Raw genomic sequence first — 25,169 nt, 5'->3', positions numbered from 1 at the left:
GCAGTCCAGCGGCAGGGGCGCAGAGGACGACTCAGATGGTGTTGCCCATGTTTCCAGACGGCTGGCATGTACAGCAGGGCGCTCGTGCGGGAGTCACCATCATTCATGGCTGGGCTTCACGACAGGGCTTGGTGGTGACATTGGTGGTGGCGGGTCTCCTCTTTCCCCTGCTGCTGGCGGTCAGTCTCTGGGCCGCGGTCGTGGCTTTCCTGACCTGCATCGCCATGGGGGGAGGGCTCGGCTACCGTCTGGTGATAGCGCCGGAAGGGATGGTCTACCAGCGCACCTGGTACGGAGTGCGCTGGCGCCGCCGCCCCCTGTCGCTGAAAACCCCCGTCGTCGAGTGGTCCACCTTCGAGGAGCCAGAGGGCGAGGCCCTGGTCCTGGAGAGCAGACCACCCATCACCCTCCCCGCTCCGAAGGAGGGAGTGAATGCGTTGAAGCATGCGCTACGTGAAGCCATCCAGCGTGCCAGCGGCGAAGCGGACGGCAGCGCCAGGAGCGCTCCATGACTCGAACCGGCCGGAAACGGTGTCAAAGGACTCGAAACGAGGGACTCGAGCGACAAAAAGGCTCGGCGTAGACGAGTAACCCAACCGCTCTTCAGGTCTTTCTGAGGACCTGGCTCTGGCCCACAGGGTGCATCTGGCCCGCTGATTGCGCGCAGGGGATGGGCGAGAAGGGTGTCAGAGGACTCGTAAGAGAAGTCAGAGCGAGAGGTGTCAGACGAGTTCTTTGACACCATCCCTGTGACACCATCCCTGTACGCTGTACGCCGGAGGCCCCGAGGCGAACCCTGTAGGTTGTCACTCGGACTGTTCGTCGTGGGTGAACAGGCCGAGGAAGCTTCGGGGCGTGTCGGCGCCGAAGAAGATCTCGAAGTCGCGGGAGGCATTGACAGCCTCCGCGGTGCTGCGGGGGAAGAGGGCCTGCTCGTATTCGGTGAGCGCGGCCTCGACGTCGTTGGGGTGGGTGGCGAGGGCCCTGCCGAGTTCGGCGCCGTCGAACAGGGCCAGGTTGGCGCCTTCGCCGTTCGGGGGCATGAGGTGGGCGGCGTCGCCGAGCAGCGTCACCCCGGGCACCCGATCCCATCGGTGCCCGATCGGCAGGGCGTGGAGGATGCGCGGGACCGGTGGGGTCTCACCCTCGGTAATCAGCGCGGTGAGCTCCGGCGCCCAGCCGTCGAACACCCTGGCGACCCGCGCAGTGGCCGCGGCGGTGTCGGTGAAGTCGATGCCGGCGATCCACTCCTGCGGCTTGGTGAGCCCTACGTAGGTGTGCAGGACGCCACCGGCTTCGCGGTGGGCCAGGATCCCCTTGCCGGGACTGAGCGCGTACATCGCGCCGCCGCCGACCGCCTTCGCGCTCGCGGGGTGGCGCTCGTCGGCGTCGAACAGGTACGTCTCGACGAAGGACGTGCCGACGTACTTGGGTTTCGCGTCGGACAGCAGCGGGCGCACGCGGGACCACGCACCGTCCGCGCCAATCAGCAGGCCGGTCGTCACGGTCGAGCCGTTGGCGAACGTCAGCTCGTGCCGACCGTCGCCGATCGGCTGGATCGCGGTGAGCTTGTGCCCCCACTTGATCGTGTCGGCCGGGAGCGAGTCGAGCAGGATCTGCCGCAGGTCGCCGCGCAGCACCTCGGGACGGACGCCGGTGCCATCATCGGGTTTGTCCAAAAGAACGGCCGCGTCCGTGTCGAGGACCCGGATCGCCTCGCCGCCCTTGTGGATGCGCTCGAGGAACTTGTCGAACAGGCCAGCCGCCTTGAGGGCGAGCTGCCCGTTGTGCTCGTGGATGTCGAGCTGGCCGCCCTGGATGCGGGCGCCCGCCGAGGCATCAGCCTCGTAGAGAGTCGCCGGGATGCCGTGGATGTGCAGGACACGGGCGAGCATCAGCCCGCCGAGTCCCGCACCGATGATCGTGACCGGAGTTGCCATGGCGAATCCTTCCTTGCCGAGGACGTGTCTGGAACGTCGTTCCAGAATCAACCTTGGAACAACGTTCCAGACATGTCAAGATGGGGTGCATGACAACGAGAACGCGACACGCAGAGCGACGCGAGGACGCACTCTCCAGGGAGCGCATCGTCAGCGCCGCCGTCGAGTTGCTCGACGTCACGGGTGAGGGCGGATTGACTTTCCGTGCGCTCGCCGCACGCTTGGAGACTGGGCCCGGCGCGATCTATTGGCACGTGGCGAACAAAAGCGAGCTGCTCATCGCGGCCACCGACGCCGCCCTCACCACCACGATGATCGATGAGACCGCTGGCGACACCCCGGAGGACGCGATCCGGGCGGTCGCGCTCGGCGTCTTCGACGCGATCGACGCGCACCCCTGGGTCGGCACGCAGCTCTCCCACAATCCGACACAGCCGGCGATGCTGCGGATCTTCGAGCGCATCGGACGGCAGGTCCAAGTGCTCGGCGTTCCCCCCTCCGCCCAGTTCACCGTGGCGTCCACGGTGCTGAACTTCATCCTCGGCGTCGGCGGCCAGAACGCCGCGAACGCCCGGGCACTCGCGGGCACCACGAATCGAACCGACTTCCTCAAAACCGTGTCAGCCGCGTGGTCGAGCCTCGATCCCAGCGAATACCCGTTCACGCGCAACGTCGCGGACCAGCTGCGTGACCATGACGACCGCGTGGAGTTCCTCAACGGCATCAATCTCATCCTGACCGGCATCTCCGGGCTCCGGCGAGCACCGGCCGGCGGACTGCCCCAACAACCCGCTGGCGGCATTCCGACGTCCAAGTAGCCTTCCCGCATGGGTTCGCGGACTTCGATTCTCGTGGACGATTCGCTCTGGCCTCTGCTGTGGGTGACGTTTCCGAGCGTGATCACGAATGAGCAACACAAGGACTTGCTGGAGCGCAGACTGTTTTATCTGCAAAGGCGGGAGCGGCACGTCAGTCTGATAGACATGCGCCAGCTCCGCTCGCTGACCTCCGAGCAACGCGAGCTGCAAGCGGCCTTCCTACGACAGCAGGAGGACCTGATGCATCAGTGGACGATGGGGATCGTGACAGTCATCAACTCTCCAGTTCTGGCGCTGATGGTCCGGCTCCTCATCCACCGCATCAGGCCCTCGGTCGTTCCGTACTCCATCCTGACCTCGTGGCCGGCGGCGGTGTCGTGGGCGGTGGACCGGTTGGAGGCGGACGGGCTGAGTGAGCACGCGCGGCGGGTACGGCAATGCCTCGGGTCGTCTTGCGCTGGAGAGAGGGGCTGAGCCCTGAATTCGAAGGGGGTGGGTTCAACCGTCCACGCCGGGTCTCGCTACCGGGCCCTCCACGCGCGCTGGCAACGTCTGGCGCGGACGCGCGGAGTCAGCAGCCCGCGCCCAGCAGCCGCCGCTCCGCCTCGCCCAGCGGGTCCACCACGAAGAAGAGCACCTTGCGCGCAGTGCCCGGGCTCTGCCCGCCGCCCTGCACCAGCGCCCGGTGCAGGCGGTAGCGCCCCTCGCCCAGCAGGGCCCCGGCCAGCGGCGTCCAGACCAAATCCACCGCGCTGGGGCGCTGGTGGAAGGCCTCCAGCGTGTACTCCCACGCCGTGGAGGCCAGGAAGGTGGCCAGGAAGGCCGCCGCCGGAGACTGGCCACATTGGCGGGCACGGTTGTAAACCTCGCTGCCAAAGAGGCCATGGCCCACGGTGTTGAGCAGCCACGGGTCCCCATCCGACTCGAGCAGCGGCAAGTCCCGGTGGAACTCGGGCGGCCGGGTGTAGGCCTCGCGCAGGTGCGAGAACCCCTCGCGCAGCCGGCTCGGGTCATAGTGGCTCGGCCAGAGAATGGAGAGCGAGGCGCGCATCCCCACCACCAGCCCCGCGGTGTGGGCCAGCGGCACGTCCCAGCGGCGGGCGGGTAACGAGGGCACAGGCGATTGCGGCGCGGGCACCTCGGGCGCGGGCACCCTCATGTCCTGGAAGTTCAGCTGCTGCGCCTGGTGCTCCGAGTCAAAGCCAGAACCTTCGGATGAAACCTGGATGCCGGTGAGTCCGGGCAGCGCAAGCCGCACCGGTTCGGCCGCGAGGCTCGCGCTTGCGCACAGGCAAGCGGCGAGCACGGTGAGTCGAAACATGGAGTCCCTCGCCCTGATTGGCGAAGACACCTTAGCACCAGGAGTGGGAGGGCCCCCATCCGTCCTATGCTCCAACTACCTGAAAACACGTGGAAATCCACCGGGTCTGGCAGCGACGGCCGTGAGGCACTCGCCGCACGTCACAAATTCCGGCGCCCGATCGATCGAAGGTTGTCGCGGCACATCGCCGCCGAATAAAGGAGCACACCTTGAGTGAAACAAGCGCCGTCAAGTATGAGCGGGAGATCCCGAAGGTCTTGCAGGCGATGACCGACGTGCACCGCGCCATTGACACCCACGGTTTCGATCGGCTGCTCCAGCATCTCGTCCAGCTGCGCGCGTCGCAGATCAACCGCTGCGCCTATTGCGTCAAGATGCACACCCAGGAGGCGCGGCGGGACGGCGAAACCCCTGAGCGACTGGACCGTTTGATCGTCTGGGAGCAGGTGGACGACTTCAGCGAACGCGAGAAGGCGGCCCTTGCCTGGACGGAAGCGCTGACCGTGCTCGACGGGAAGGCCGACCTCGGAGTACTCCGGGCCCGATTGAGGGCGCACTTCACGGACCAGGAGATCGGGGTTCTGACCTCGATCGTGGCCATGATCAACCTGTGGAACAGAATCCAGGTGTCGAGGCACTGAAATGACGAACCGTGACGACGCCGCCATCTTCGAGCAGTTCAGGCCCACACTCCTGGGGCTGGCCTATCGCATGCTTGGATCGCGGGCCGACGCCGAGGAATGCCGTCCAGGACACGTTCATCAAGTGGCGCAACGCCGACAGGGGCAGGATCGAGAATCCGGCGTCGTGGCTCACGGCCCTCTGCACGCGCCGATGCATCGACCTGGCCAGGTCCGCCCATAGAACCCGGGTGGACTACCTGGGACCCTGGCTGCCCGAACCGCTCCATACACCGAGCGAAAACGAGGCTGAAACCGCCTTGTCGATGGCGTCATCCCTGACGACCGCGTTCTTCCTGAATGGATTGCTCAAGCAATAGCCATGCTGGCGAGGATTTCCGCGCACGGGCCGTGCGGACCTTCGAGAACTTGAAGGCGGCCTTGGATTCGCCTGCCCCCCTTCCCCCCCGCGAGCAGTTTCGCCACCCGGGCGCGGAACACCTTATCGGATCAGGTTCGTTTCCTCGAATTCAAGCCGCGGAGCGCGTGGGTACAGTGTGGAGGAATCGCCATAGCCCAGCGTCGTGATGAAGTTCACCCGCACGGTCGTTCCCGCGAAGAAGGCCTCGTTGACCTTCTCCTCGTCGAAGCCAGACATCGGGTTGGTGTCCAGGCCGAGCAAGCGGGCCGCGATGATGAGATAGGCGGCCTGAAGAGAGGAATTCCGAAAAGCGGACTCTTCGATCAGCCGCCGGTTGTCGCCATACCAGCCACGCGCGTCGGTGTGCGGGAACACCCGAGGCAGATAGGGGACGAAGTTCGTTTCCATGCCGAGCACGGCGCTCACCGGCGCGGCCAGCACCTTCTTGGCATTCCCAGGAGCGCAGAGCGCCGCCAGCCTGGCTTTCGCCTCGTCGCTGACGCACCAGACCACACGGAGCGGCTGCTGGTTCGTCGATGTGGGTCCCCATTTCCAGAGCTCATGCAGCGCACGGAGGGTTGCTTCGTCGACAGGACGGTCCGTGTAGCTGTTGAAGGTGCGCGCCGTGCGGAACGCCCGATCCAGCACAAGGTCTCCAAGGGGTTCGGCCATTGTGTCCTCCTCTTGAACGTGGAACGACGCTCATCTAGAGGGCATGGTGTCCTTTGTATAGTAGGCACCTTTTGGATACCATGAGTCCGAGATGAGCACGCCAGCGAGCAAGGCCTCCGCCACGGAAGCACTCCCACCGCCCGAGTCGTGCCCGCTCGTCGAGTTCGTGACCCTGGTTTCGGGGAAGTGGGCGATCCCCCTGCTCTACCGCCTCATCATCAGCGGCGGGCCGATTCGCTTCCGTGAGCTGCAGCGAGCGGCGCACCCGATCACGCAGAAGGAGCTCACCAAACAACTCAGACTGCTCGAGACACGTGGACTGGTCCACCGCACGGTCTATCCCGAAATGCCGCCACACGTCGAATACGAGGCGACCCCCGTGGCCCGCCAACTGCTCGGCTCCCTGGAGTCGATCGCTGCCTGGATGCGCACGTACGGACGGTCGCTGCATTCCGAAAAGCCGGCGGCTCCCAGGCTGACCACCGGTCACCCACCTCCGGAGAAGTCGAAGGCGTGAGGCCGAAAGGCCCTGCTCTCCAGCACGGCCTTCCAGCGAGGGAGCGGCCTCACCTGCTCGTCGCCGCGCTCGTACAGAATCCTCGGGGCAGATTCAGAGCGTCCTGTGTACTCTGGGCGCGCATGTCCCTGAACCGTGCTTTCAGCATCACCTGGCTTGCCTGCCTGCTCCTTGTCTTGCCGGCGCCAGGCGCCATGGCCGAGGAGGAAGCCCGGCCGCCCGTACGGCGTGAGGAACGCATCACCTTCGAGGTGGACGCCACGCTCCAGGAGCGCGGAGGCGTCCAGTACTTCTATGAGCTCATCGACCAGGACCAGGACGCCCTGGCGCGAGAGTCCTTCGCGAAGCTCCAGCCGCTAGACGCGCGCGGACGCTGGGCGGGCAGCAAGGAGCCGCTCTACGTGCTCGTGAGCCGCATCGTCTACACCCTCGACAAGGATGTGGCCTTCTTCACCGCCGAGCGCGTGAGGGACGAGGCGTACATGAACACCATCCTCCCGGGCGCCGACATCCGGCGGAAGGCACCCGGCCAGTACACCGTGGCGAAGACGCCCGCCAACAGCTTCACCGTGCGCTACCTGGGGCGCGAGGCGCTCACCGCCACGCCCCGGGACGCGGCACTGGAGCGCGTCCTGTCACTCGCTCCGGAGCTCGGCCTCCCGGACTCGGTGGTGGTGCAGGAGAACTTCGACTTCGCGCGCGTCATGGGGGCGCGCACCAGCGCCTTGAGCGTCACCTGGACGGCGCACTACCCGCTGGCCCGGGGCCGCACTCGCGTCGCCGTGTGTACCATGAGCCTGCTCTACAACCTGCCCCCCTTCTTCCTCGGCGGCAGGCAGCGCGTGCACGACGAGGCCCTCGGTGGCGCGCTGACACTCATCCAGGCCCTGCGCGCCTACCCGGTGGACTGACGACTTCACCCCAGGGGGCCGCTACGGTTGGCGAGAGGTGCCGAGTTCCTTGATGGCTTCCGCCAGCTCACCTCGGTTCAGCAGTCCCATCAACCTGTGCCCGCCAGCGTTCACAGACCTGAAATCAATCCCCGAGCCGCGTGCAAGCTCGACACTGTGCTGGTGCGGAACCGTCTCGTCGGACGGATCATGGAAGACCACGATGGGCAGTTGCATGCTCCGCGCCCGGATGCGTGCCAACTTGTCCGCGGAGTCTGTCTGGCCCATCCACTCGCAGGCCTTCAGGACCGCGGGGGCCAGCAGGAGGGTGGGGCCACTCCACTCCCCCAGGATGATCAGCTCCGCGGCAATGGCACCTCCCCAACTGGAGCCCACGACGACGTCCGGCTTCTCATGCCGCACCGCCGCGCGTTGAACCTCGACGCATGCGGCAAAACTCCGTGTGAACGCCTTGGCGACGAGCGCTCTGCCGCGGACTGCGCCCCAGAGCAGGCCCAGGAGAATCGTCGCGATGAGCCCGCGCGCCGATGAGCCCACGATGCACAGGACCAAGAGAATCCCGATGCCGGCGCTGGCGAGCCACGTCTCCGGTACGCGGAGCAGTTGGCGGACAACCGAGTTCCGCTTCTTGAATCGCAGGACCGCCATCTGCATGTCGGGCGCCACCACGTCGAACCCTTGTTCGCGGAGAAGGCGGACCTTGCTCCCCTGAGGATGGCTTTCGAGACCGTGGATGAAGAGCACTCGGATGGGGGACATATCGGTTCACGGCATTGAGCAAGAGCAGGAAGGCAAGCCGCTCACCCAGGCGCTGCCCCAGCATCCTGCGCGTGACCGGTTCGGTAAACCGGATTCTGGAAGTCCCCAGGGCCAGGACAGCGCGCTCGGCTTCACCTGGTCGGCGAGCCTGGGGATGCCGGGCACGCCGGTGGCCTGGATGCACTCCCACGGGAGCGTCCGCGAGCGGCAAGGCCAGGGCTCAAGAGGGCTGCGCGGCCCCTCCACCCGCTCGGAGCACGGCTCGGTCGGCCATTGAGACGGGAGGTCGGGGCAGGCCAGCCCGGATCCGTGGGATGGCGCACCCGCCCGCCTTCATGGCGCGGACGCGGCCCCGGGCTTCACACGTTTGGAGTTCTTGAACCGCCACGTATTGGAGGCCACCTCTCCCGAGGTCGTCGTGATCCGGAGAAGCTGGCCGGGTCTCCGTTCACCTGCTGCTCGGTGCGGACCACCTGCACGCCATTGCCATTCTTGTCCGCCGCGAGCAGCTTGACGGAGACGGACTCCGTCTTCTGCTTGGAGACGGCCGGCTCGCCCTTCGCGTTAAAGCGCGTCTCCTCCGTGAGGGTCAGGCTGGACTGGCCCGGTTCGAGAGGCGTGGAGGCGTTGTTCGTCTCGTAGTGGTCCGCGCCCGTCTCGGCCTTCTTCGTGGTGAGCGCGACCTTCTCCTCGGCGGCCTGGAGGGCCTTGTCCGTCGAGGCCACCTTGGCGGATGCCTTCTGCTCCGCCTTGATGGCGGCCTCGAGGTAGGCCTTCGACATCTTCGCCGCATCGGGCGTCTGCCCCGGCGTCTGGGCGGCCTTCTGCGCGTTCACGGTGAGCTTCTGCGCGGCGGCCTGCTGCTGACGTGCCTCTTCCACCGCCCTGCGCGCGGCCTCCGCGGCCCTACGCGCGGGCCTCGTTCCCGCGACGGATACAGGTCGGCCCCACCCGCGCCTCCACCTCGCGGCGCACGTCGTCCCGCAGCCCGAGGAAGAAGCCCAGCTCGGCGACGACGAACAGGGGCCCGACGATCAGCCCGACGAGGTCATCGACGAAGGCCGGCTTGCGACCCTCGTAGTAGTGCCCGACGAACTGGATGATCCACCCGACGGCGAACAGGCCCAACCCCGCGCCCAGCCAGGTGGCCATGGACTGGGTGGCCAGCACCTGACCGAACCCCAGCGATCCCAACAGCAGCAGGGTCATGACCAGACCGTAGCGTCCGTCGAGCCTCCAGTAGAAGATCGCCGACGCGAGGCTGAAGACCATGGCCGGTGAGAGCACCACCCCGAGCACCTCGAAGCCGGAGCGCGACAACAGGGTGGCGACGCCCAGCACGATCATCGGAATGCCGACGAAGTGCGTGGCGATGTTGCGACGGTCGCGGTGATAGGCCGCGTATTGAGCGAGATGATCCACCAGCGTCTTCATGTAGGCTCTCCTCGGTTGTTCGAGCCTCCATGATGACCCCGGGCGCGGCCCGGGTCTGTCGGGTAGCCGACACGATTGTTTCCCCGAGCACAGAATGACAGACGAGCGCGTGCAGGCCTGGCGGCCCCTCATCCTCACCGGTCGCTGGTTCCAGGAAATTCCCGAGGAGCTGAAGGCCCGATTGCTCGACGCGGCCGTGGTGCGCCGGCTGGGCTCTGGCGAGCGGCTGTTCTCACGCGGAGACCGGCCTTGCGGCCTGTACTGCGTGGTCGAAGGCGCCGTCCGCATCAGCGGGGTGAGCGAGAGCGGCAAGGAAGCGCTGCTGATGCTGATGGAGCCGCCCAACTGGTTCGGGGAGATCTCCTTGATCGACGGCCAGCCGCGCACCCACGATGCCGTCACCGAAGGCGCCACCCGCGTGCTGCAGGTGCCACACGCGGCGCTGAAGACGATGCTCGCCCAGGAGCCGCGATATTGGCGCGACTTCGCCCTGCTCATGAGCCACAAGCTGAGGCTCATGTTCATCGCGCTGGAGGAATTGTCGCTGCTGCCCGCTCCGGCCCGCCTGGCGCGGCGCCTCCTGATGATCACGGAAGGCTATGGGAACCTGCGCGAGGACCCGCGGCGGGTCATCGATGTCTCGCAGGAGCAGCTCGCGCTGATGCTGGCGATCTCGCGGCAGACGACCAACCAGATTCTCAAGGATCTGGAGGCCCGGGGCGCCGTCCGCCTGACCTACGGGAAGATCGAGATCCTCAGCCTGGAGAAACTCCGGGACGCGGCGAGCCCTTCGCCATGAGCCGTGCCCTGGACGCGAGGCCTCGGACAAGGACGGTCCACCCATGGTTGGTTGCGGGCTGGTCTCTCTACGGGCAGACTTCGGGCGGCAGGCCCGGCTCGACCCGCCGAGAAGGAAGCCGTGAAACTTCATCTACTGCTGATTTTTTGGAGTGCTACTGCCTGGGCGGCACCGCTTCAGCGCGGGCCCGCCGAGACGGCCCCATCTGCCGGCTGGCAGGCGCCTGTTCAGTTCACGAAGGAAGAGCGAGAACTCACTACGACCAGTGTGGAGCAGTTCGCTGGTGACGGCCGCAGGCTGTCCCGTGAGTTCGCGGAACTGACGGGCGTGGCCATGTCGCCTCTGCTTGGAATGAGTATTCTGGGAGCTACCACGTACTTCCAGACACCTGCGCAGCGGCGCTCGATCCTGCCCTGGCAGCTCCAGCCATGGACGTGGGGCTTCGCGATGCTGCTGGTGCTGTGCGTTGCGCTCAAGGACTCGCTCCTTGGTCTCGTCCCCTTTCTCAAGAAGCCGCTGGACGCGGCGGAGTTGGTGGAGAACAAGGTGAGCGGGGCCATGGCCCTACCTCTTGTCTCCAAGAGTGTAGCCACAGCACTCGCGCTGCCCTTGGCCGCCGTCATGGAAGAGGCCACTCGGCTGGCCTTCCCAACGGCCCACGCGGCCGGCTCCACGAACCTGGTGGGCAACGAGCTCGCCGCGGCGGCCGTCTACGGACTGGCTCTGACGCTGTCGGCGGGCGCATTCGTGGTGGTGTGGCTGACGAGTCACGCCGTCAACGTGCTCGTCCTGCTCAGCCCCTTCGCCATGCTGGGGGCCGTCCTCAAGCTGGTACGGCTCCTGCTGCTCGGCTTTCCCATGTTGTGCGCGGCCATCAGCCCCGTGTTGGGGCTGCTCGTCTGCGCGGTGTACATCTTCCTCGCGTGGAGGCTTGCCGGCTGGTCATTCCGGCTGATGGTCTTCGGATGGGTGTTCTCGATGGATCTCCTGCTGCTGCGCTGGAGAAGGCAGCAGGTGGATGACGCCTCCGTGCTCGCCTTCGTCGCCGAGTCGTTGGAGGGCGTCCCGGTGAGGACCTGTGGCGTGCTCTCTCGCAGCGGGACTGGAGGCGTGAATTTCACCTTCAGACCCTGGCTGGTTCTACCCTCGCGCACGGTCCAGTTGGCGGAGAGTGCCTTGAACTTGGAAGTGGGAAGGGGCCTGCTCGGTCCCGTGATGGTCCAGGTGGACGGCTCCACTCGCCAGGTTCGTTCCCTTGTCCGGTTGCCGCCGCGCTACCGAACGCTTGAGGCCAAGGTGGCTGGGGCGTTCGGGGCGCTTCCTGTCCGGGAGTTGTCCGCCGCGCGGGGCCTCGCCGCTGCCTGGCGATTCCTGCAAGAGCAGTTCGGTCGCAAGCGGCAACGCAGAGGTGAAGTGGAGTTCTCGCCCGGTGTTGCCTCGTAAAGGGCAGGCACGATGAGCGGCTCGCCGCTTTGCCGGGCGCGCCGCCGGGCCTCCCGCCAGGAGTGCTAGGAGCGGCTCCGCGCGAGCTCCACCTCATTCGTCACGTCCCGGTAGGTGGTGAGCTGGCCAAAGTGGCCATCGGCGAAGGCCACCGGCCGGGACATCCAGCGCAGCACGCGCTGTGAGGACTTGAGTTCGAAATCCTCCCGCGCCACGTACGGGCCCTCCTCGGGAATGAGGATCCGCCGCAGGAAGTCCAGGGAGTCCTTGAAGCGGCTGGAGAGGAGACGGATGAAGGTATGCCGATCCATGCCCATGAGCTCCGACGCGTTGCGCTCCGCCAGCAGGGCCATGGACTCGTTGGCGAAGAGAATGATGCGCCGGTGGTCGAAGAGCACCACCGCGTCATCCAGGCCGTTGAGCGCGGCCGCCAGGACGTCCGCCTGCAAGCGGCTAGCCGCATGGGCACTCCGCTCCAGCTTCAAGGCCCGCTGGCTCTTGCTCAACTGGGCGCGGAACTCGAGCTCCCCCGCCACCCGGCGCGCCAGTGCCACCAGCCCGTCCACCTGCTCGGCGGAGATGGCCAGTGGCTTCTGGTCGAGGATGCACAATGTTCCCAGCACCGTGCCCTCCCGGGTGATGAGGGGCGCACCCGCGTACGAGCGGAACAGCCCCTCTCGCACCAGTCGGTTGCCGCTGAACACGGGATGGGTGGCGGCGTCGGGGACCACCAGGGGCTCGGCCTGGTCCGCCTCCACGACATGGGCGCAGAGCGCCGCCTCGCGCTCGGTGCCGCGCTCCTCGAGCAACTTGCCGCTGAGCCCGACGTGGGCCTTGAACCACTGCCGATCCTCGAGCACCAGCGACACGAGCGCGATGGGGACATTGAAGGTTCGCGCCGTCTCCTGCACCAGCCCCTGGAGCACCTCGTCTGGAGGCCCCTCATCGACGAGTTGCATGCTCGCGATCTGGGCCAGACGCGTCCGCTCCCTTGCCAGGGTCAGGGCGCTCGCGGAGACCGGGCTGGCCGTGGACGCCGGGGACGGGCTCGGGGACTCGAGGGAGGCGAGCATGGGCAGCGGGCCTGGCAGGGTCGCGCTGGCGGTGGGCTCGGGCGGCTGGATGCCGAGCACGCGGTAGAGCATCCGGCGGATGGACTCCAGGGGGGCGCTCTTGGCGAGGATGCCCTGGATGTCGAGCAGGTCTTTCTGCTCGAGGGCCTTGGTGCGCAGCGTCACGAAGGAGGAGAGCACGATGATGCGGGTTTTGGGCGAGTGCCGCCGGACCTCGCGAACGAGCTGAAAGCCGTCCACCCCCGTGAGGGACAGTTCGGTCATCACCACGGCGGGCGCCTCGTCATGGCTCGTGAGCGTGGTCCTGGCGGCATTCCCATCCTGGACGCAGACGGGCTCGAGGCCGAGGTCAGCCATCAGGACCTGATACTTCGATGAACATGCACTATTCGGCTCGACAATCAGTCCCCATGCCATGGAGAGCCTGCTTAATGGTTCTTCCCCTGCGGCTCAACTCCCCGCAGGAGGGGGGCAGATGCCTACTCGGAGGGCCAGCAGACAGTGTCCCCAGCAGACGGTGTCAAAGGACTCGAAATAAGGGACTCGAGCGACAAAAAGGCTCGGCGTAGACGGGTAACCCAACCGTTCTTCAAGTCTTTCTGAGGACCTGGCTCTGGCCCACAGGGTGCATCTGGCCTGGCCCGCTGCTTGCGCGCAGGGGATGGGGATGGGCTGGCCGTTGAGGATGTTCCAGGAGGAGGGTCTCTACTTCGTCACGTCCAGGTGCTTCCAGGGACGGCTGTTGCTGCGTCCCAGCACAGAGATGAACGAGGTGGTGGGAGGCGTGCTGGCTCGAGCCGTCCAACAGAGCGCCGGTACCGTCCGGCTGCACGCCTTCACCTTCGCTTCCAACCACTTCCACCTGCTGGTGTGGGCGCGGGGTGATTCTCTCGCCTCTTTCATGCAGTACCTGCGCTCCAACCTGTCCAAGAAGGTGGGCAGGCTGGTGGACTGGAGCGGCAGTTTCTGGGAAAGGCGTTACTCGGCGGAACCGGTGCTGGACGACACCGCACTGGTAGGCCGGCTGCGCTACGTGCTGGCCCATGGGGTGAAAGAGGGGTTGGTGGAGAAGAGCGCCGAGTGGCCGGGCCTCACCTGTCTGCCCCAATTGTTGGGACCGGCGCGCCGACTGTTCCAGTGGTTCAATTGGACAAAACGCTGGAGCAAGAGGGGGAGCCAAGGCATGGCAGGAGTGCAGGGACGCTTCGCGGAGCAATGGGCCGAGCCCGTGGAGTTGGAGGTGGCGCCCCTGCCATGTTGGAAAGCACTGGCAGAGGAGGAGCGGCAGCGCGCGGTACAGGGTCTGCTAGAGGAAGTGGAAGCCGAGGCTCGCTCACGAAACAAGCCAGTCCTCGGCGCCCTCGCCGTCAGGGCACAGCACCCACATACCCGGCCCGAGCACCTCAAACGCAGCCCTCGGCCTCTGGGGCATGCCTCCACTCGCCAGGCGCTTCGGGAGTTGCGTGAGCAGTACCGTACCTTCGTCGCGGTTTTCCGCGAGGCGTCTGCTCAGTGGACACGTGGGGACTTCTCTGCATCCTTTCCTCGTTTCTCTTTCCCACCGCGTGTTGTGCCGAGTCGCTTCGCTCGAGTTCTTTGACACCCTCTCCGCTCGAGTTCTTTGACACCCTCTCCGGTTCTTTGACACCCTCTCCCGGACCCTCTCCGCTAGGGCAAGCGGACGCCGCGCTCGGCCTCGAAATGGCGCCGCCATCGCGCCCGCAGGTCTCCCGGAGACGCGCCGTAACGCTCGTCACGGAACTCGGCGGAGAGGATGCGGTCGGTGCGGAAATGCCGGAAGGTCGATCGAAGCTCGCACCAGGCGGCGAGCAGTCGCACTGTCTCGGCATAGCCGATGACGATGGGCCAGATCGTCCGCTTGCTTTCCCGGCCATGCTCATCCCGATAGCGGATGCGGATCTTCCGCCCACTGCGAATCCACGCGCGGGTGCGGGCTATGTCCAGCCCATCCACGGCGACGCTCAATGCCGGCGGGGCGCCGATGGTCGGCTCGGCGATGAACGGGCGCAGCCGTTCCGGCACGACCGCGGCGATCTTGGCGACGAGGTCTCGCGCCGCGCTCGCGAGCGCGGCGTCGCCTCGCTCGGCAACCCACTGAGCGCCCAGCACCGCGGCCTCGAGCTCATCGGGAGTGAGCATCAACGGCGGCATGTCGAAGTCGCGATCGAGCACGTAGCCAAACCCCGCCTCACCGCGGATCGGCACCCGCTGTCCGATGAGGTCCGCGATGTCGCGATAGACGGAGCGCTTCGACACCTCCAGTTCCGCGGCCAGAGCGCCAGCCGTCACTGGGCGACCGGAGCGCCGGAGAATCTGGATGATCTGGAACAGGCGATCGGCGCGGCGCATGGCTGTTTCCTGCTGACAGTATGGTGTCAGCAGCCCTTCGTTACAAGCGAGGGCACGGTCACCTCAGAGGCCGTGCCACCGAAGGAGGACACGCATGAACTTCGTCTCAATCCGCCTGATCACCACCGACATCGAGCGCCTGGTCCGCTTCTACGAGCGGATCACGGGCCTGTCAGCGACCCGATATACCGAGGATTTCGCGGAGCTGAGCACGCCGGCCTGCACCCTTGCGATCGGCAGCACACGCACGCTCCAGTTGTTCGGCGGTAACGTCGCCCGGCCCGCCGACAATCATACCGCCATCATCGAGTTCCGCGTCGACGACGTCGACGAATCGTTCCAAATGCTGGCAGACGTCATCGGCGGTTCGCTGGTGCAGAAGCCCACCACCATGCCGTGGGGCAACAGATCACTTCTGTTCCGCGATCCCGACGGCACCCTGGTGAACTTCTTCACGCCGGTCACGAAGGAGGCGATCGCGAAGTTCGCTCGATAGGCGGTGCTCGGAGACGGTGTCAAAGGACTCGAAACGAGGGACTCGAGCGATAAAAAGGCTCGGCGTAGACGGGTAACTACGCGGTGTGTCGTTCGCCTGGCTCAGCCCCCACAAAACTGCTTAAGCAGCTTTTCCTTGCAGCCATGATTTCCCGGTGTCATGATTCCAGAGCCCTCGATTCAGGGGGTCCTGACTCTGGCAGCTCGTCCGCAGCTTCTTTCCGCTCCGATGCCGGGCTCCGCCGATCGGCCTTCGCGCGCCGCGTCGCGCGAAGCCCATTCCCGTTCCGGGAGGTTGTCCCATGTTCGCATCCCACCGCCGCCGAGCGAGGTTTCTCGCGACCACGTTGCTCTCCACCGTGGCCGGAATTGGCCTGTCGGCCCTGCCCGCTCACGCCGCCCTCGGGTCCGTCACCAGTGCCTCTTTCTCGGGTGACACCCTCACGCTCCTCGTCGGCGCCGACCAGCTCCTCGTCCAGGTCCTGCGCCCGGACATCGTCAAGGTGGACTACCGCCCCGGTGGCGTCGCGGATCCCCCCACCGCCGTCATCGATCCCGCCAAGACGTGGGCCACGGGCAACATCACCTCCGCCGACACGGCGTCCAATCCCATCGTGGTCACCACGGCGCAGCTGACCGTGAAGATCAGCCGGAATCCCGCCCGCGTCTCCGTCTTCGACGCCACGGGAGCGCTGGTGTTGAGCGAGCAGGCCGCCGAGGGCGTGTACGCGGACGGGGTGAAGTTCAACCATGGGTCCGGACAGGCGTTCTACGGCATCACCGGCAACCCGGTGCCCTGGGCCGAGAAGGATCCCAAGCAGAACCTGGCCGAGGGCATGCAGCGCAACGACGGCGGCCGGGTCAACGCCAACATGCAGGGGGACGGTGGGGCTCCGCTCGCCTTCACCAACCGTTATGGGTTGCTGGTGGACTCCATCGATGGGGACTTCACCATCACCGACACCACCCTGGAGTTCAGTGGCGTGTCGCCTCGCAATGTCGCGTACTACGTCCTGGTCGGTCCGCCCCGGCAGGTGATGGCGGGCGTCGCGGAGATCTCCGGCAAGCCCGCCCTGTCACCCAAGTGGGCCCTGGGGCTCAACAACAGCGAGTGGGGCACCACGCAGACGGAGGTCACCTCCATCGTCCAGGGCTATCGGGATCGGAAGATCCCCCTGGATGCCTTCACCCTGGACTTCGACTTCAAGGCCTGGGGCGAGGACGACTACGGCGAGTTCCGGTGGAACTCGACCTCCGCCAGCGGCAACGTGCACCCGAACAAGTTCCCCAGCGGGGCGTCCGGGACGTTCGCCCGGGACATGGCGTCCAGGGGCGTCATGTTGATGGGAATCATGAAGCCTCGGGTGATCGTCGGGAAGGCGGGCGGCGGCATCACGGCGCAGGGACAGTGGGCGCGCACCAACAATTGCTTCTACCCGGGCCTGGCCGATTACAACGAGTACTTCTCCAACCGGCCCGCCAACGACGTCGACTTCTCCAAGCAGACGTGCCGTGACTGGTATTGGCAGCACTCCCGGACGCTGTTCGACTCGGGCATCGCGGGCTGGTGGAACGACGAGGCCGACGAGGCGAACGGGTTCATCTTCAACAGCCTCCAGCACACCAACATGCAGCGGTCGCTGTATGACGGGCAGCGGGCGTACTCGGACCGGCGGGTGTTCTCGCTCAACCGCAACTTCTACCTCGGCGCCCAGCGCTACGGCTACGGCATGTGGTCCGGCGACATCGAATCCGGGTTCGGCAACATGGCCGATCAGCGCACCCGCATGCTCACCAGCATGAACATCGGCGAGACCAGGTGGGGCATGGACATCGGCGGCTTCTTCGGGGATCCGTCCTCGGAGAACTACGCGCGCTGGATGCAGTTCGGCGCGTTCGTGCCCATCTACCGGGTCCACGGCGTGGATGGCAAGCAGCGCCAGCCGTGGGTCTACGGGGCCACCGCGGAGAGCGCGGCCAAGGGGGCGATCCAGCTGCGCAGCCGGTTGATGCCCTACCTGTATGCCCATGAGCGGATCAATCACGAGACGGGCATCGGTCTGGTGCGGCCCCTGTTCTACGACTACCCCACGGATCCAAACGCCGCGAACATCACCAGCGAGTGGATGTTCGGCGAGTCGCTGCTCGTGGCTCCCGTCGTCGAGCCGGGGGCGTCCAGCAAGCAGGTGTACCTGCCCGCGGGCACCTGGACCGACTACACCCGTGGCTCCGTCTATACGGGCCCCCTCACCCTCAACTACCCGGTCAACCCGACCACCTGGCAGGACATCCCGCTGTTCATCAAGGCGGGCGCCATCCTCCCGACCCAGGAGGTGCTGCAGTACGTGAGCGAGAAGCCCGTCAAGCAGATCGACCTCGAGGTCTTCCCCTCCACGGCCCGGAGCGAGTTCACCTACTACGACGACGACGGCCTGACGCGGGCCTACGAGAACGGGGTCTTCTTCAAGCAGCGCATCACCGCGCAGCGCACGAGCACCTCCGTCACCGTGGAGACCCAGGCGAAGACCGGCAGCTTCAGCCCGGCGCTCACCCACTACATCGTGAAGGTCAACGCCACGGCGGGCACGGCGGCGCGGATCAATGGGACCGCCCCCACCCGCTACGGCGACCTCGCGGCGCTCAAGGCCGCCACGGGCGAGGGGTGGACGACGGGTACCGACGTCTACGGTCCGTACACCGCGGTGCGCATCGCGGCCGGGGTGGCGCGGACGGTCGTGGTCGACGGCACCCCGAGCACTCCCCCCACTCCCCCCCCGGCCATCGTGCTCGAGGCGGAGGACGCGGCGCTGTCCTCGGGCGCGATCTCCCAGAACGATCACACGGGCTACTCCGGGCGCGGGTTCGTCGCCGGGTACTGGAACTCCGGAGCGTCCACCGCGTTCACCGTGCAGGCCAGCACGGCGGGCACCTACTCCGCGACCCTGAAGTACAGCAACGGCGACGGCCTGGCCCGCACACTCTCCATGGTGGTGAATGGCGTGCGCACCCAGATCACCCTGCCCGCGACGGCGGACTGGAACTCCTGGTCGACCTACACCGCGCGAATCCCATTGAACGCGGGCACCAATACCCTCACCTACGTCTACGGCTCGGGAGACTCGGGCCACGTCAACCTCGACTCCGTGACGATCACACCGCCCCCTCCCCCGATGCTCGTGCTCGAAGCGGAGGACGGGGCACTGTCCTCGGGCGCGCTCGCCCTGAACGACCACCCGGGCTACTCCGGGCGCGGGTTCGTCGCCGGGTACTGGAACTCCGGAGCGTCCACCGCGCTCACCGTGCAGGCCAGCACGGCGGGCACCTACTCCGCGACCCTGAAGTACAGCAACGCCAACGGCTCGGCCCGCACGCTCTCCATGGTGGTGAATGGCGTGCGCACCCAGATCACCCTGCCCGCGACGGCGGACTGGGACACCTGGTCGACCTACACCGCGCGAATCCCACTGAACACGGGCACCAATACCCTCGCCTACGTCTACGGCTCGGGAGACTCGGGCCACGTCAACCTCGACTCCGTGACGATCGCACCGTAGCGGACGGGATGCTCGTCCTCGCCCCCGTCACCGCATGACGGGGGCCCTCCGGTAGGCCAGACAGCCTCCAGGCGGGGTGGCTCGACTCGAACAGGACCCACGGAGTTCGCGAGCCTTGCCTGGCCTCGCCGCGAGCCTCGACGACCTGGGCAAGAGCTTGTCACCTGCTCTGCTTGCAGCGGGAGCGCTACTCCGCCCTCGAGCGACCCCTGCCCGCCGAGTTCCAGGAGCGCGAGGCCACCCTTGAGCGCCTCCAGAGGCAGGCACGCTCTCTCACCCGCTGTAACTGAATGCCCGGCCGCTCGCGGACTACCAGGAGGGCCGCTGGAGCAGCACGTACAGCACTCAGAGGATGCCGGGGCCGAACATGAAGCCGAGCACCAACCAGCCGACGAGCTCCCGGTTCGAGGCGGCCCCTCTGGCGCATGGCGCCCGGGTCCACGCGTGCATTACGTTGAACCCAAGCTCCCATGACCGCGCCCCCCCAGCTCTCTCCCCAGTTGCGCGAGGCCCTGTCTCGGCTCTCCCCGCGGGTCGCCGCCGGGATGGTGCAGACGCTCCAGGAGAACCTGCGCCCCTGTCTCCTCGTCGAGTCGGAGCGGGTCAGCCAGGCGCCGCTGCACCGTGGAGCGCTCGGGAGGATGCTGGGGCTCCGGACGGACACGCCGAGACTCGCGTTGCTCGACAGCAAGCTCGGTGGCACGCCGTACACCACGGGTCCGATGCCAGGGGGACGGTGGTTCCTCGGACAGCTCAACTTCGCCCAACTGCCGCCCTCGGTGCCCGGGCTCCCCCGGCAGGGATTGCTCGCCGTCGACGGTGTTCGCGTCCGCTCGGCCTTCGGGCTTTCCTTCACCTCGCGCTGGTATCCGCGGCCCTCCGAGGAGGAGGCCGTCGCGGCACAGCGGGTAGCGCGGTTCGGGCGCTTCGAGGCGGTGCTCCGCTTCCGCGAGAGCTGGTCTCTTCCCTGCTGGGAGGAGCTCGCGGCGCTTCTGCCCGAAGATGCCTGGTGGCTCTCCGACGACGTGGATGAGTGGCAGCGGGAGAGCGGCATGTGTGACGAGCGCTGCCACCGGCTCGGAGGCCACCGCTCCTTCGGCCAGGATTCGCTCAATGTCTTCGAGCCCCCCACGGGGCTGTCGAAGGACTTCCGGGAGTACGAGCAGCTCTTCCGGCTCAACTTCGACAACGCGGCCGACTTCTCCTGGGGGAGCAACCAGGTCTATCTGCTCGTCCACCGGGAGGACCTGGCGGCACAGCGCTTCGACCGGCTCGCGTTCGCCGTGGCGAACGGCTGACGCCGCGTCCTCCGTGCTCCCCGGAAAATCCCGCCGGGAATAAACAGGAAAAGGCGCGTAGGGAGAGCCGAGGGGGAGGCCGCGCGCGAGGCCCTCCTCCGGACAGCTCCGGCTCCCGCCGTGCCCTGACGTCGGGGCGTGAGCGGAGCCGTCTCATCCTCGAACGGAGTCCCGCATGTCTTCCCCCATCCGCCGACTCGCGGCAGGCCTCGCCGCGAGCGGAATCCTCATGTCCCCGCTCTCCCACGCCGAGGCCGCGGAGTGCGGCCGGTATCTCCCCACCCTGGCGGACTGCCAGAACCCCGTGACGGAGTGCGCCCTCCAGGCCCGGGAGAAGGCGAGAACGGACCCCAACGCCACCTGCAACACCCTCATCCAGCAGGCGGCCAACTCCCTCCCGGTCCGCGCGCCCCAGCGCACCGTGGTGGTGCCCCCCACCCGCGACGTGAGCAACACGCTCCTCACACCGGATACCGCCACCAAGCTTGCCTACATCCAGAACGAGGACCCCAACACGCGCACCATGAGTGGCCTGTCTGGCTTCTACCTGGGGGGCGTGCACAAGGCCCAGACCTATCTGCCTTCCACCGGATTGTACGCCAGCTTCCTGGAGAGTCAGCGCCAGCAGCAGCGCGCCGCGTGGAACGCCAACGGCAACGTCATCGACTCGTGCAACGAGTACGTCTACGAGAAGTACTACGACTACAGCGTCTTCGAGGATGCCTTCGTCAAGCTGGGCAGCAACTACCGCGCCATCTTCAACACCGCGTACGCTCCCGCGGTCAATGGCATCATCCCGGCCTCGGCTATCGGGACGCGAGGCATCATCAACCCCGTGCTGCGCGGCAGGGACGGCACGCCCTTCACACCCAACATCCCCTTCCAGGCGGGTCTGCCCAAGAATCAGTTCTTCACGGTCCCGCTGCCCTCGGGTGACAAGGTCCCGATCTCCGCGGGTGACAAGGATGAGGTCACCCTCCTGCCGGGCCTGGTGACCGTCAAGCTGAAGAACCTTCATCGCAAGGGGCTGTCCCTCACGGGCGTCGTCTTCAATGACAGCACGCTCCAGCCCATCATCGACCAGGGCGCCAGCTACTACAACGAGAGCTGGAGCTGGCACAAGGCGATGAGCGAGACCAACGCGGGGCTGCTGGACGAGCAGATGTATGAGATGGACCGGCTGCAGGAGGACTTCACCGCGCTGCTCGCCCAGCGCGAGTCCCTGGCGGCGACCCTCGCCGCCAAGCTCCAGCCCAAGCCCCTGCCCGTGTACTCCACCGGAGGAACGGGACCGGGCCGCTTCTCGGAACAGTATTGGAGGGATCCGATCTGGAACCCGGACCCCACGAGCGTGCTCCAGGCGGCCCGGTGGGACCTGGACGTGCTGTCGCCGATCTCCATGCCTGGACTCGCCCCGGCCTCCATGCCCGTGGCGTCCACCCCGTCGGCCCTTCCGCCGACCCTTCCGCCCCTCACCCCCACCGTCCCCATCTTCGACGTCCCGGTGGTGTCGCTGGCCTGCTCGGGCAATCAGATCATCTGCCTGCTCTACCGGTTGGAGGCCCTGGACGGAGCCATCGAGGCGGCCCTGCTCAACGCCAAGGCACGCGGCTGCCTCACCTTCCAGCGCGGCGGAAGCGCCGCCGCGTGTGACTGGTCTCCCAAGCGCTTCGCGCAGCGGGTGACCTCGCTGTACCAGGTGAACCGCGAGCAGAAGCACGCCAGGTGCATGGACTACACCGACAATGACTTCGCCGCCCTCAAGAACAAGGCCATGGCGGCGGGCTCGGTCTCCTACCCGCCCACGAACTACACCCTCAGCCCCACCGCCCTGGAGACGTACTTCACCCGCCGGGACCTCTACCTCAAGGCCCTGTCCACCGTGGCCGGAGGACTGCTGGATCCCGTCACGGACAAGCCGCGCCTGAAGTGGGAGTCAGGCGACAGCTACAGCATGGGCAATGACACCTTCGGCGCCTCCGCCGAATACAACGTGTCCCTGTCGGTCGACAACCTGAGCAAGAGCGACGCGTGTGTCATGTCCCCCAAGGTCCATGGCTTCTTCAAGGCCTCGGGCAGCGCGTTCGGCCACGGCGTTTCCCTGGTGCAGGCGGAGGCCACGGTGTCCGACGTCCGGGCCGACATCGACCTGGACGTCCTCGACAACACCATCCACCTGGTGGATGAGCACAAGGATCTGATCGCCGGCACGTACAACCTGGTGTCCGGCGCGAAGTCGGCCAGCAAGACGTTCGTGGACGTACAGACCCACTTCGTCATCGTGGTGGTGCCCGTCACGCTCGGAGCCAAGGTGGCCGGCACGGTGGGCCTCAACTACGCCCTCGGCGCCTCGCACAAGCTGACCCGGCCGACGCCGACGAGCTGCGTCGTGTCCTCCATCGGGGTGAACGGCCGGGTGGAGCCCCATGCCTCGGTGGACGCCGAGCTGTACGCGGGCGTGGACCTCTTCATCGTCGAGGCGGGAGTCAAGGGCAAGCTCCAGCTGGTGCACGCGGGAATCCCCCTCAACGCCGTCGCGGAGCTGTCCTACGGCGCCAACAACAGCCAGCAACTCGGGCTCCAGCTGGCCGGCCGCGCGGACCTCAAGTTCACCTTCCTGTCCGGAAGCATCGCCGGCTACGCGGAGGTGGGTGTCTGGCCTTTCGAGAAGAACTTCGAACAGACCCTCATCAGCTGGGACGGCCTGCACTACGACCTGAAGCTCTTCGATCGGGATTTCTCGGTGCCAATCGCGGACCTCCAGGAGTTGCTGTAACCGCGCTCCTCGGGGCTCCGGTCCCACCGGAGCCCCGCCCTTCCCCTCTCTCCCCCCGGAACCTCCTCATGAACCCGCGCAAGGCGCTCGTCGCCGGCATCCCGCTGGCGCTGCTCTCCCTCCTCGCCCTCTGGAATGCTCTGGGCTCGCCCCCTCCCTCCCAGGACGACTCCTCTTCCCCCGCGCCCTTCTGCCTCCACCTTCCCACCGGACAGCGCTGGACCTACCGTCTGGACTACGAGGCCCAGACCCAGGTCCAGCTCGCCGGCCCCCAGAAGGACCAGGCGCTGGCTGGAGGACTCCACCTCGCGGGGGACCTGGTCCTCCGGAGTCAGGGGACACGTGGCGGCTCGTGGCTCGTGGGTCTGAGGCTGGAGAACCTCCAGCGGCACTCGCTGCGGGTCTTCGGCCAGGAAGTCCTCCCGGACACGGCCGCCGTGGAGGCGGTGTTCGGCGGACGCGAGGCGGTGCTGGAGCTCAGCGAGGAGGGCGTCGTCCAGGCCGTCTCCTTCCGGGAGGAGGACCCCTCGCTCTTCAAGAACACCGTGCAGACCCTGGTGGGAGAGCTCCAGGTGGTGGTGAAGGATGGCGCCGCGTGGACGGTGGAGGAAGGCACCTCGCGGGGCCGCGCCCTGACGGAGTACGAGCGGCTGGGGGAGGACGCGTCGGGGGTGCGGCTGCTCAAGCGGCGCACGCGGTACACGGAGCTCCGGGGCCTGGGGCGAGACGGACGCGTGCGGCTCGCCTCGCGCTTCGCGGTGTCCCTGGCCCACGAGGGCCTCTGGGAGCGGCTCGTGGGCGAGGAGAGCGTGGAACGGCTGGGCGCGAACGGAGAGCCCACGGCCTCCACCCAGGTCCGGGTGAGCCTGGTGCGTGGGAGCCACGGCCATGTCGAGCGGGAGGAACCCGCGCGGACGGCCGCGAGCCAGCGGCTGGCGCCAGGCGTCCTGGTGGTAGACCCCAAGGCGCGGGCGCAGATGCTGACCCAGCAGGTGGATGGCATGACGGCCGAGCGGCTCTTCACCCTGCTCGAGCTCCACGCCAACGGGGGCGTCCTGCCGGATCACAACCACTTCCTGCTCCAGGCCACGGGGCTGCTGGAGCAGCACCCCGAGCTGTGCGCGAAGATGGTGGAGCTGTTCCAGCGGCCCTCGCTGGACACCCGGGGCCGCGCGCTGGTGTTGGATCTGCTCGCCGGCACGGGCACGCCCGAAGCCCAGGCCGCGCTCGTCCAGGCGCTCTCCACGAAGGAGGCGCGGGGCGACGCGCGCTACCACATGCTGCTCAGCCGCCTGTCCCTGGTGAGCGAGCCCACCGTGGACACGGTGCGCTTCGCGGAGCGGACCTATGGGGCGACCCAGGGAGACCTCCATGTGTCGAGCGCCTACGTGCTGGGCGCGACCGCCGGAGCGCTCTACCGTCAGGAGCAGTCCCCCGAGGCCCTCGCCGCGGCGCGGCGTCTGGCCTCGGACCTGGGCGAGGCCCGGACGCCCTCGGAGCAAAGCCACCTGCTACTCGGACTGGGCAACGCGGGAATCGCCGAGCAGACCCCGCTCATCGCCCGCCATGCCGGCTCGTCCAACGCCGAGGTGCGGCGCGCCGCGGCCAAGGCGCTGCGGAAGATCCAGACACCCGAAGCGGCCAGCACCCTGCTGTCCCTGGTGTCGGACGCGGAGGCTCCCGTCCAGGCCGCGGCGATGGACTCGCTGGGCCGGCGTCCCCTGGACTCGGACACCCTCGTGCGACTGCGGGATGTGGCCCTCGCCGGCGGAATGAAGACCGAGAATTATCATCCGCTGGTGTCATTGGTCGCGCCCTACCTGCGCACCGAGCCGGCCGTGCGAGATCTGCTGGAGTTCCTGCTGACCCAGGACGTGCCGGATCGACAGATCCGCTCGCGCATTCGCGGCCTGCTGGAGACATGACGCACGGACTCGTCATGAGAGTG

General features: G+C 67.1%; 23 protein-coding genes. 15 read left to right on the top strand and 8 right to left on the bottom strand.

The features are described from left to right. Positions 1–35: 35 nt before the first annotated feature. Positions 36–512 carry a hypothetical protein gene (locus F0U63_RS16705; protein ID WP_395846915.1) on the top strand — a complete coding sequence of 159 codons (477 nt, stop codon included), beginning with the start codon at positions 36–38 and terminating at the stop codon, positions 510–512. A gap of 294 nt (positions 513–806) precedes the next feature. On the opposite strand, the gene F0U63_RS16700 is transcribed toward F0U63_RS16705, so the two are convergent. Then, entirely contained in the window at positions 807–1,940 is a 1,134-nt protein-coding gene (locus F0U63_RS16700) for an FAD-dependent oxidoreductase (RefSeq protein ID WP_395846914.1), read from the bottom strand. An 89-nt stretch (positions 1,941–2,029) separates the two neighbouring features. Here F0U63_RS16700 and F0U63_RS16695 point away from each other — a divergent pair, with 89 nt between their 5' ends. After that, positions 2,030–2,758: a TetR/AcrR family transcriptional regulator gene (locus F0U63_RS16695; RefSeq protein WP_395846913.1), complete on the top strand. Its 729-nt coding sequence runs from the start codon at positions 2,030–2,032 to the stop codon at positions 2,756–2,758. Between the two features lie 33 nt (positions 2,759–2,791). Further along, positions 2,792–3,232 carry a hypothetical protein gene (locus F0U63_RS16690; protein WP_395846912.1) on the top strand — a complete coding sequence of 147 codons (441 nt, stop codon included), beginning with the start codon at positions 2,792–2,794 and terminating at the stop codon, positions 3,230–3,232. A gap of 97 nt (positions 3,233–3,329) precedes the next feature. Here F0U63_RS16690 and F0U63_RS16685 read toward each other — a convergent pair whose 3' ends face one another. After that, positions 3,330–4,079 carry a DUF3943 domain-containing protein gene (locus F0U63_RS16685; protein WP_395846911.1) on the bottom strand — a complete coding sequence of 250 codons (750 nt, stop codon included), beginning with the start codon at positions 4,077–4,079 and terminating at the stop codon, positions 3,330–3,332. Positions 4,080–4,288: 209 nt separating this feature from the next. Between F0U63_RS16685 and F0U63_RS16680 the strand changes: the two genes are divergently transcribed. Next, positions 4,289–4,720, top strand: coding sequence for a carboxymuconolactone decarboxylase family protein (locus tag F0U63_RS16680; protein ID WP_395846910.1), 432 nt, complete (start codon positions 4,289–4,291; stop codon positions 4,718–4,720). A 481-nt stretch (positions 4,721–5,201) separates the two neighbouring features. Here the strand turns inward: F0U63_RS16680 and F0U63_RS16675 are convergent, their stop codons facing one another. Next, positions 5,202–5,792 (bottom strand): malonic semialdehyde reductase, encoded by a 591-nt coding sequence (locus F0U63_RS16675; protein WP_395846909.1) that lies wholly within the window; start codon positions 5,790–5,792, stop codon positions 5,202–5,204. A 91-nt stretch (positions 5,793–5,883) separates the two neighbouring features. Here F0U63_RS16675 and F0U63_RS16670 point away from each other — a divergent pair, with 91 nt between their 5' ends. Further along, positions 5,884–6,309 (top strand): winged helix-turn-helix transcriptional regulator, encoded by a 426-nt coding sequence (locus F0U63_RS16670; protein ID WP_395846908.1) that lies wholly within the window; start codon positions 5,884–5,886, stop codon positions 6,307–6,309. 194 nt (positions 6,310–6,503) lie between these two features. Then, on the top strand, positions 6,504–7,220 hold the full coding sequence (locus tag F0U63_RS16665; protein ID WP_395846907.1) for a hypothetical protein: 717 nt from the start codon (positions 6,504–6,506) through the stop codon (positions 7,218–7,220). Positions 7,221–7,241: 21 nt separating this feature from the next. Here the strand turns inward: F0U63_RS16665 and F0U63_RS16660 are convergent, their stop codons facing one another. Continuing rightward, positions 7,242–7,964 (bottom strand): hypothetical protein, encoded by a 723-nt coding sequence (locus F0U63_RS16660; RefSeq protein ID WP_395846906.1) that lies wholly within the window; start codon positions 7,962–7,964, stop codon positions 7,242–7,244. On the opposite strand from F0U63_RS16660, the gene F0U63_RS16655 reads away from it, so the two are divergent. After that, positions 7,954–8,256 (top strand): hypothetical protein, encoded by a 303-nt coding sequence (locus tag F0U63_RS16655; RefSeq protein ID WP_395846905.1) that lies wholly within the window; start codon positions 7,954–7,956, stop codon positions 8,254–8,256. The genes F0U63_RS16660 and F0U63_RS16655 overlap by 11 nt on opposite strands. A gap of 82 nt (positions 8,257–8,338) precedes the next feature. Here F0U63_RS16655 and F0U63_RS16650 read toward each other — a convergent pair whose 3' ends face one another. Continuing rightward, complete coding sequence (locus F0U63_RS16650; protein WP_395846904.1) at positions 8,339–8,860, bottom strand: hypothetical protein; 522 nt, start codon at positions 8,858–8,860, stop codon at positions 8,339–8,341. A gap of 25 nt (positions 8,861–8,885) precedes the next feature. Next, positions 8,886–9,413 (bottom strand): DUF962 domain-containing protein, encoded by a 528-nt coding sequence (locus tag F0U63_RS16645; protein ID WP_395846903.1) that lies wholly within the window; start codon positions 9,411–9,413, stop codon positions 8,886–8,888. Positions 9,414–9,507: 94 nt separating this feature from the next. On the opposite strand from F0U63_RS16645, the gene F0U63_RS16640 reads away from it, so the two are divergent. Together F0U63_RS16640 and F0U63_RS16635 are read left to right on the top strand one after the other, a co-directional pair. Next, positions 9,508–10,212 (top strand): Crp/Fnr family transcriptional regulator, encoded by a 705-nt coding sequence (locus F0U63_RS16640; protein ID WP_395846902.1) that lies wholly within the window; start codon positions 9,508–9,510, stop codon positions 10,210–10,212. 120 nt (positions 10,213–10,332) lie between these two features. Further along, entirely contained in the window at positions 10,333–11,655 is a 1,323-nt protein-coding gene (locus F0U63_RS16635) for a hypothetical protein (RefSeq protein ID WP_395846901.1), read from the top strand. Between the two features lie 65 nt (positions 11,656–11,720). On the opposite strand, the gene F0U63_RS16630 is transcribed toward F0U63_RS16635, so the two are convergent. Further along, on the bottom strand, positions 11,721–13,145 hold the full coding sequence (locus tag F0U63_RS16630; RefSeq protein ID WP_395846900.1) for a GAF domain-containing protein: 1,425 nt from the start codon (positions 13,143–13,145) through the stop codon (positions 11,721–11,723). A gap of 250 nt (positions 13,146–13,395) precedes the next feature. Between F0U63_RS16630 and F0U63_RS16625 the strand changes: the two genes are divergently transcribed. Next, entirely contained in the window at positions 13,396–14,328 is a 933-nt protein-coding gene (locus F0U63_RS16625) for a transposase (protein ID WP_395846899.1), read from the top strand. A gap of 68 nt (positions 14,329–14,396) precedes the next feature. Here the strand turns inward: F0U63_RS16625 and F0U63_RS16620 are convergent, their stop codons facing one another. Then, on the bottom strand, positions 14,397–15,098 hold the full coding sequence (locus F0U63_RS16620) for a helix-turn-helix transcriptional regulator (protein WP_395846898.1): 702 nt from the start codon (positions 15,096–15,098) through the stop codon (positions 14,397–14,399). A 94-nt stretch (positions 15,099–15,192) separates the two neighbouring features. Here F0U63_RS16620 and F0U63_RS16615 point away from each other — a divergent pair, with 94 nt between their 5' ends. From F0U63_RS16615 to F0U63_RS16595, 5 genes are all read left to right on the top strand, one after another. Beyond that, positions 15,193–15,594, top strand: coding sequence for a VOC family protein (locus F0U63_RS16615; protein ID WP_395846897.1), 402 nt, complete (start codon positions 15,193–15,195; stop codon positions 15,592–15,594). Positions 15,595–15,895: 301 nt separating this feature from the next. After that, positions 15,896–19,147 carry a TIM-barrel domain-containing protein gene (locus tag F0U63_RS16610; protein ID WP_395846896.1) on the top strand — a complete coding sequence of 1,084 codons (3,252 nt, stop codon included), beginning with the start codon at positions 15,896–15,898 and terminating at the stop codon, positions 19,145–19,147. A gap of 470 nt (positions 19,148–19,617) precedes the next feature. After that, a complete protein-coding gene (locus F0U63_RS16605; RefSeq protein ID WP_395846895.1) occupies positions 19,618–20,445 on the top strand; it encodes a DUF1963 domain-containing protein in 828 nt (275 codons plus the stop codon). Positions 20,446–20,620: 175 nt separating this feature from the next. After that, a complete protein-coding gene (locus F0U63_RS16600; RefSeq protein WP_395846894.1) occupies positions 20,621–23,221 on the top strand; it encodes a hypothetical protein in 2,601 nt (866 codons plus the stop codon). Between the two features lie 68 nt (positions 23,222–23,289). After that, positions 23,290–25,146, top strand: a complete 1,857-nt coding sequence (locus F0U63_RS16595; protein WP_395846893.1) for a HEAT repeat domain-containing protein — start codon at positions 23,290–23,292, stop codon at positions 25,144–25,146. Positions 25,147–25,169: the final 23 nt, after the last annotated feature.

The sequence above is a fragment of the Cystobacter fuscus genome (genome assembly GCF_044360685.1).
In the GTDB taxonomy this organism is placed as follows: domain Bacteria; phylum Myxococcota; class Myxococcia; order Myxococcales; family Myxococcaceae; genus Cystobacter; species Cystobacter fuscus_C.
The sequence above is the reverse complement of the archived record's forward strand: the minus strand, read 5'-3'. Positions and strand labels throughout refer to the sequence as shown.

Excerpts from the sequence above, each read along its gene's own strand:
- F0U63_RS16705 (WP_395846915.1), top strand. The coding sequence starts at position 36 with ATGGTGTTGCCCATGTTTCCAGACGGCTGGCATGTACAGCAGGGCGCT.
- F0U63_RS16700 (WP_395846914.1), bottom strand. The coding sequence starts at position 1,940 with ATGGCAACTCCGGTCACGATCATCGGTGCGGGACTCGGCGGGCTGATG.
- F0U63_RS16695 (WP_395846913.1), top strand. The coding sequence starts at position 2,030 with ATGACAACGAGAACGCGACACGCAGAGCGACGCGAGGACGCACTCTCC.
- F0U63_RS16685 (WP_395846911.1), bottom strand. The coding sequence starts at position 4,079 with ATGTTTCGACTCACCGTGCTCGCCGCTTGCCTGTGCGCAAGCGCGAGC.
- F0U63_RS16675 (WP_395846909.1), bottom strand. The coding sequence starts at position 5,792 with ATGGCCGAACCCCTTGGAGACCTTGTGCTGGATCGGGCGTTCCGCACG.
- F0U63_RS16670 (WP_395846908.1), top strand. The coding sequence starts at position 5,884 with ATGAGCACGCCAGCGAGCAAGGCCTCCGCCACGGAAGCACTCCCACCG.
- F0U63_RS16665 (WP_395846907.1), top strand. The coding sequence starts at position 6,504 with ATGGCCGAGGAGGAAGCCCGGCCGCCCGTACGGCGTGAGGAACGCATC.
- F0U63_RS16655 (WP_395846905.1), top strand. The coding sequence starts at position 7,954 with ATGAAGAGCACTCGGATGGGGGACATATCGGTTCACGGCATTGAGCAA.
- F0U63_RS16645 (WP_395846903.1), bottom strand. The coding sequence starts at position 9,413 with ATGAAGACGCTGGTGGATCATCTCGCTCAATACGCGGCCTATCACCGC.
- F0U63_RS16640 (WP_395846902.1), top strand. The coding sequence starts at position 9,508 with ATGACAGACGAGCGCGTGCAGGCCTGGCGGCCCCTCATCCTCACCGGT.
- F0U63_RS16630 (WP_395846900.1), bottom strand. The coding sequence starts at position 13,145 with ATGGCATGGGGACTGATTGTCGAGCCGAATAGTGCATGTTCATCGAAG.
- F0U63_RS16625 (WP_395846899.1), top strand. The coding sequence starts at position 13,396 with ATGGGCTGGCCGTTGAGGATGTTCCAGGAGGAGGGTCTCTACTTCGTC.
- F0U63_RS16620 (WP_395846898.1), bottom strand. The coding sequence starts at position 15,098 with ATGCGCCGCGCCGATCGCCTGTTCCAGATCATCCAGATTCTCCGGCGC.
- F0U63_RS16615 (WP_395846897.1), top strand. The coding sequence starts at position 15,193 with ATGAACTTCGTCTCAATCCGCCTGATCACCACCGACATCGAGCGCCTG.
- F0U63_RS16610 (WP_395846896.1), top strand. The coding sequence starts at position 15,896 with ATGTTCGCATCCCACCGCCGCCGAGCGAGGTTTCTCGCGACCACGTTG.
- F0U63_RS16605 (WP_395846895.1), top strand. The coding sequence starts at position 19,618 with ATGACCGCGCCCCCCCAGCTCTCTCCCCAGTTGCGCGAGGCCCTGTCT.
- F0U63_RS16600 (WP_395846894.1), top strand. The coding sequence starts at position 20,621 with ATGTCTTCCCCCATCCGCCGACTCGCGGCAGGCCTCGCCGCGAGCGGA.
- F0U63_RS16595 (WP_395846893.1), top strand. The coding sequence starts at position 23,290 with ATGAACCCGCGCAAGGCGCTCGTCGCCGGCATCCCGCTGGCGCTGCTC.